We start from the raw sequence: 5,978 nt of genomic DNA, 5'->3' as shown, positions 1-5,978 counted from the left end.
CTCCCAGTGGAAGCCCCCACCCCGGCACTGCTAGACCTCCGTCAGGTCCATCTTCCGCCTCCGGAGCCCCGCGCATGCCCACGCCCCTGTCCATCCGCCGAGTCGTCCTCTACAAGCACGGCGTCGGCTACTTCGAGCGCCGGGGCAAGGTGACGGACAGCGAGACCGCGCACCTGGACTTCAAGGCGCGCGACATGAACGACGTGCTCAAGTCCATGACCGTGCTGGACCTGTCCGGCGGCTCCGTCTCCGCCGTGAGCTACGACTCCACCAAGCCCCTGGAGCAGCTCCTCTCCGAAGCCACCATCCGCATCCCCGAACACGGCAGCCTCACCGCGCTGCTCGGTCAGGTGAAGGGCGCCCGCGTCCGTGCCCGCATCGGCGGCGGACAGGTGGAGGGCGCCATCGTCGGCCTGGAGTCCCTCCCCGTCGTCCAGGGCGAGGCGAGCGTCATCCGCCCCTTCCTCACGCTGCTCGTCGGCGCCTCCCTGCGCACCATCGACGTGCTGGAGATCAGCGAGCTGGAGTTCCTCGACGAGGCCGTGCGCAAGGACCTGGAGTTCTACCTGGCCACCGTCATGTCCTCGTACAAGAAGGACTCCAAGCGCCTGTCCATCCTCACCGCCGGAGAGGGCACCCGCGAGCTGTTCGTCAGCTACGTGCTGGAGTCCCCCGTGTGGAAGACCAGCTACCGCATCCTCCTGGATGAAGCGCAGCCGCCGCTGCTCCAGGGCTGGGCGCTCGTGGACAACACCGGCGACGAGGACTGGGTGGACGTGGAGCTGTCGCTCATCGCGGGCCTCCCCGTGTCCTTCGTCCACGACCTCTACAACCCCCGCTACCAGCGCCGCCCCATCGTGGAGGTGCGCTCGGAGGTCGGCATCGCGCCCGTGATTCCCGAGGAGGCCCGCTCCGAGTCATACGACGCCGAAGCGGAGGTCTCCGACGAAGGCGCCTACGGCAGCAGCGGGGCTGCTCCCAGCGCCAGCTTCATGCCCATGGCCGCCCCCGCGCCGGCCCCCGTCATGCGCAGCAGGAGCATCGGAGGTGGAGGCCGGGGCGGGATGCGCGAGCGGCTGGAGCAGAGCACCGTCGTGAAGACCGTGACCAAGGAGGTGGGCGACCTCTTCGAGTACGGCGTGGACCGCCCCGTGACGGTGCACCGCAACCAGAGCGCGCTCGTCCCCATCCTGCACCGCCCGTTCGAGGGCCGCCGCGTGCTGCTCTACAACCGCGCCACGCGCGAGAAGAACCCGATGACGTGCATCGAGTTCAAGAACACCACCGGCCTCACGCTGGAGGGCGGCCCCGTCACCGTCACCGAGGACGAGACCTACGTGGGCGAGGCGATGCTCGACACCCTCAAGCCCGACGATGTGCGCTTCGTGCCCTACGCCGTGGAGCTGTCCTGCTCCGTGTCCGTGGACGACAACCAGGAGGACGGCCCGGTGTTCCGCGCCCAGTTGAGCCACGGCACCCTGGTGACGGAGTTCTTCCACCAGCGCCGCACGAAGTACCTGGTGCGCAACAAGGCGAAGCGCGCCCAGACGCTCTACGTGGAGCACCCGCGCACCGGCTGGGACCTGAAGGACACGGATGCCCCCGCGGAGACCACCGACGGCTTCTGGCGCTTCAAGCGCGAGCTGGCCCCGGGCGCCTCCGACACGCTCACCGTCACCGAGCGCACCAAGGGCCAGCGCCAGTACCACATCGGCAGCCTGGAGCTGGTCCAGGTGGCGTACTTCCTCGATGCGCGCTTCATCGACGCGCGCGTCGCCCAGGTGCTGCGCGACGTGGTGGCGCTGCGTGAGAAGCTGGCCTGGTTCACCCGGGACACCCAGCGCCTGTCCGAGGAGCGCACCCAGCTCTTCAACGACCAGGAGCGGATCCGCTCCAACATCGACTCGCTCCAGAGCGGTGCGTCGCAGCGCGAGCTGGTGGAGCGCTTCGTCACCAAGCTCAACGCGCAGGAGGACCGGCTGGAGGCCATCGGCGGCGAACTGGAGCGCATCGAGAAGGAGCGCGTCCGCCTCCAGGAGGACGTCAACAAGCGCATCCAGTCGCTCAGCTACGAGGCGGAGTTGTAGACCTCCGCCCCGGCAGGGACGTGCCGGCTACGGCGTGGCCGCGCGGAACACCTCGCGGCCCGCCACCACCGTCAGGCGCACCTGCGCGGTGAGCAGGTCCGGCGCGGGCGCGTCCACCGGATCCACCGACAGCACCACGAAGTCCGCGTCCTGGCCCGGCTTCAGCCGGCCGCGCTTGTCTTCCGCGAACGACGCGTAGGCCGCGCCCACCGTGAAGCCCTCCAACGCCTCCTCCCCACTCAGGCGCTGATCCGGCTGCCATCCGCCCGGCGGCTGCCCGCTGGCATCCTGCCGCGTGCGCGCCGCGTACAGCCCCGCGAGCACGTCCGGTCGCTCCACCGGGAAGTCGCTGCCCAGCGCCAGCACCGCGCCCGCGGCCTTCAGCTTCTGCCACGCATAGGCGCCCTGGATGCGCTCCGGGCCCACGCGGGCCTGGGCCCACGGCATGTCGCTGGTGGCGTGCGTGGGCTGGATGCTCGCGACGAAGCCGTTCGCGCCCAGCCGGGTGATGTCCTCCGGGCGCATGATCTGCGCGTGCTCCACGCGGTGGCGACCCTCCTTGTTCCCCGTGGCCTCCATCTCCTTGAGGAGCGTGTCCAGCACCAGCGTGTTGGCGCGGTCGCCAATCGCATGCGTGGCCACCTGGAAGCCGCGTCCCACGAAGGCGTGCACGCGCGCGGCGTACTCCTCCGGAGACAGCAGCAGCAGGCCCTGGTGGGCGGGCTCGTCGCTGTAGGGCGCGGTCAGCGCCGCGCCCCGGCTGCCCAGCGCTCCGTCCAGGGTGAGCTTCACCGCGCGCATCGTCAGGAGCTTGCCCTGGAAGGGGCCGTCCTTCAGGTACTGCTCGCGGTCCGCCGTCTGTCCATCCGCCATGGCGTAGATGCGCAGGGGCAGGCGGCCTTCCTTGTCCCACTGCTGGAGCAGCCGGAAGGTCTTCAGGTCCATGCCCGCGTCATGCACGCCGGTGAGCCCCACGCGCGCGCAGTGCTCCAGCGCCGCGGTGAGCCGCGCCTCGCGCTGGGCGTCGGTGGGCGCGGGCAGCGCCGCGTCCGCCAGGTCCATGGCGTTGTCCACCAGCACGCCGGTGGGCTCGCCATCCGGGCCCCGAAGGATGCGGCCGCCCTGCGGATCCTTCGTGTTCCTGTCGATGCGCGCGCGGCGCAGCGCTTCACCGTTGAGCCACAGCGCGTGACCGTCCACGCGCCCCAGCACCACGGGCGTCTTGGGGAAGGCCGCGTCCAGGTCCGCGTGCGTGGGGAAGACCTTCTCCGGCCAGTCGTTCTGGTCCCAGCCCCAGCCCAGCAGCCACTCGCCCTGGAACGCGGAGGCCGGAGCCTGGGACAGCCGTGCGCGGATTTCGTCCCGCGACGCGGTGCCCTCCAGCCGCACGCGCACCAGCGCCCCCGCGAGCCCCGCCAGGTGCCCGTGTGAATCCGTGAGCCCCGGCACCACCGTGGCATCCCCCAGCTCCACCACGCGCGCCGCGGGCCCCGCCGCCGCGAGCACCTCTTCGCGGCTGCCCACCGCGAGCACCTGACCGTCCCGCACCGCGAGCGCCTGTGCCACCGGGCGCGCCGCATCCAGCGTGCGGATCCGCTTCGCCACGTACACCGTGGGCGCGCCGGAGACGGCCTCTTGCGCGGGTGTCGCTTCCGGCACGCGGCGGGAGCAGCCCGCCGCCGCGCCCACGAGCAGGAGCAGCGCTCCCAGGGTCCGACCGAAACGTCCTCGCATCATCCGAGCACCCGCCCTTGGCAGTCCGCCCCGGGCATCGGACCCGGGGCATCGCGCGCGGCACTCTGCCGTACGAGCGGTGCGGCGGCCAGTCGTCCGCGCGAGCCCCGAGCCCAACGGGACGCGTGCACTGGAGCGCCGGAGGGCGTATGCAGCGGCGCGTGAGCACTGCTGGCCCCCGTGGCATCCTCTTCGACCTCGACGGCACGCTGGTGGATTCGCTGCCGGACATCATCGGCAGCTTCCTCCACGGCTTCACGCACCTGGGCCTGCCGGTGCCTTCCATCGCGGAGGTGCGAGCCCTCATCGGCCAGCCGCTGGACGTGATGTACACGCAGTTCGCGCCCGAGCACGTCACGGGCCTCTGCGCGGCCTACCGCGAACACTACCCGCTCAACTTCCTCAACCACTCGCGGCCCTTCCCCGGCGTTGTGCAGGTGCTGCGGACCCTGCGCGAGCGCGGCTACCTGCTGGCCGTCGCCACCACCAAGCGCAGCGACATGGCGCGGCGCTTCGTGGAGGCCCTGGGGATGGAGGGGCTGCTGCACCACGTGCAGGGCACGGATGGCTTTCCGCACAAGCCCGCGCCGGACGTGCTCCACCGCGCGCTCGCGGCGCTGGGGACAGAAGGACTGTGGATGGTGGGCGACACCACGCTGGACCTGCGCGCGGGCCGGGCCGCGGGCCTGCGCACCTACGCCGTCACGTGGGGCACCCACTCCCCGGAGGAGCTGGCCACCGCCACGCCGGACGAACTCCAGCCCGACCTGGAGCGGCTGCTCTCGCACTTGCCGCCGCTGTCCTGAGCGTGCGCGGACTTCAGTGCCGCGCCTGGGGCTGGAGCGCTTGCAGGTGCCGCACCTGCTGACGGCTGGACAGCGGGAACGCCGGAAGCGTGAGCTGATCCAACTCCCGGGGACCGATGAGCTGCACCACGTCCTTGCGGAAGAGCAGGTCCAGCGCCCAGCCCATCGCCACGCGCACCTTCGTCTCCAGCCGGGGCAGCTTCGCCAGGTAGATGCTGCGCCACAGGAACCACGCGAAGGTGCCGGAGAACTTCAGCCCCAGGATGCGCGCCACGCCCGCGCGCCGGCCAATCGCCGCGAGCTGCCCCAGCATCTTGTAGCGGAACGCCTTGCCCGGCCGTCCCTTCAACGCCGAGCACACGTTGCGCGCCACCACCACGCCCTGTCGCAGCGCGTGCTGCGCGGTGGGCGGGCAGGGCCTGCCCCCGTTCGTGAGGTCCGGCACCGACGCGCAATCCCCCAGCGCCCACACGCCCGGGAAGCCCGGCACCTCCATGCGCGCGTTCACCTTCAGGCGCCCGCGCTCCTTCTCGCACGGCAGGGATTGCAAGAGGGACGGAGGCGTGACGCCCGCGGCCCACACCACCGTCTTGGTGGGCACCAGCGTGCCACCCGGCAGCACCACGCCGGCCTCCGTCACGTCCTGCACGTGGATGCCGGTGCGTACCTCCACGCCGTGCTCGATGAGCTTCTTGCGCGTGTATGCGCCCAGGTCCTGGCCCAGCTCCGGCAGCACCTCCTTGCCCCCGTGCACCAGCATCACGCGCACATTGGCGTGCTGGATGTTCGGATAGAAGGGCAGGGCGCCGTGGATGAAGTCGTTGATGGCGCCCGCGGTCTCCACGCCCGCGAAGCCGCCGCCCACCACCACGAAGGTGACGACGTGGTTGCTCCCCATCGTCATGCAGTCCGCGTCCGCTTCCTCCAACCGGTCGATGAGGCAGTTGCGCAGGAGCATCGCGTCGCCCAGCGTCTTCATCGTCAGCGTGTGGTCGCGCGGGCCCGGCTTGCCGAAGAAGTTCGTCTCCGAGCCCATGGCCAGCACCACGTAGTCGTACGTCAGCGTGTGGCTGTGGCCGTCCAGCCCACCGTGCGCCACCGTGGCCGTCTTCGCGTGCAGGTCCAGGCCGGTGAGGTCACCCTCCACGAACGACAGGTGCGGCAACAGCTTGCGCAGCGAGATGACGATGGCGCTCGCGTTCAGGTCGCTCGCGGCCACCTCGTGGAGCATGGGCGTGAAGAGGAAGAAGTTGTCGCGGCTGACGATGGTGACCTCCACGTCGTCCCGCCGCCCCAACCGCCGCTCCAGGTGCAGCGCCGCGTACACGCCCGCGAAGCCGCCCCCCAGGAT

General features: G+C 71.1%; 4 protein-coding genes. 2 read left to right on the top strand and 2 right to left on the bottom strand.

The window, feature by feature from the left end; all coding sequences use genetic code 11:
- Window positions 1-74: 74 nt before the first annotated feature.
- A complete protein-coding gene (locus D7X74_RS38705) occupies window positions 75-2,087 on the top strand; it encodes a hypothetical protein (protein ID WP_120537972.1) in 2,013 nt (670 codons plus the stop codon).
- Between the two features lie 27 nt (window positions 2,088-2,114).
- On the opposite strand, the gene D7X74_RS38700 is transcribed toward D7X74_RS38705, so the two are convergent.
- Window positions 2,115-3,824: an amidohydrolase gene (locus D7X74_RS38700; RefSeq protein ID WP_120537971.1), complete on the bottom strand. Its 1,710-nt coding sequence runs from the start codon at window positions 3,822-3,824 to the stop codon at window positions 2,115-2,117.
- Window positions 3,825-3,970: 146 nt separating this feature from the next.
- On the opposite strand from D7X74_RS38700, the gene D7X74_RS38695 reads away from it, so the two are divergent.
- On the top strand, window positions 3,971-4,627 hold the full coding sequence (locus tag D7X74_RS38695; RefSeq protein WP_370450858.1) for an HAD family hydrolase: 657 nt from the start codon (window positions 3,971-3,973) through the stop codon (window positions 4,625-4,627).
- Window positions 4,628-4,640: 13 nt separating this feature from the next.
- On the opposite strand, the gene D7X74_RS38690 is transcribed toward D7X74_RS38695, so the two are convergent.
- The coding region (locus D7X74_RS38690) for an NAD(P)/FAD-dependent oxidoreductase (RefSeq protein ID WP_147446840.1) at window positions 4,641-5,978 on the bottom strand (1,338 nt) is incomplete at its 5' end.

Origin of the sequence: Corallococcus sp. CA047B, assembly GCF_003612065.1 — a bacterium.
Classification (GTDB): domain Bacteria; phylum Myxococcota; class Myxococcia; order Myxococcales; family Myxococcaceae; genus Corallococcus; species Corallococcus praedator.
This window is presented reverse-complemented; position numbering and strand designations above follow the sequence as displayed.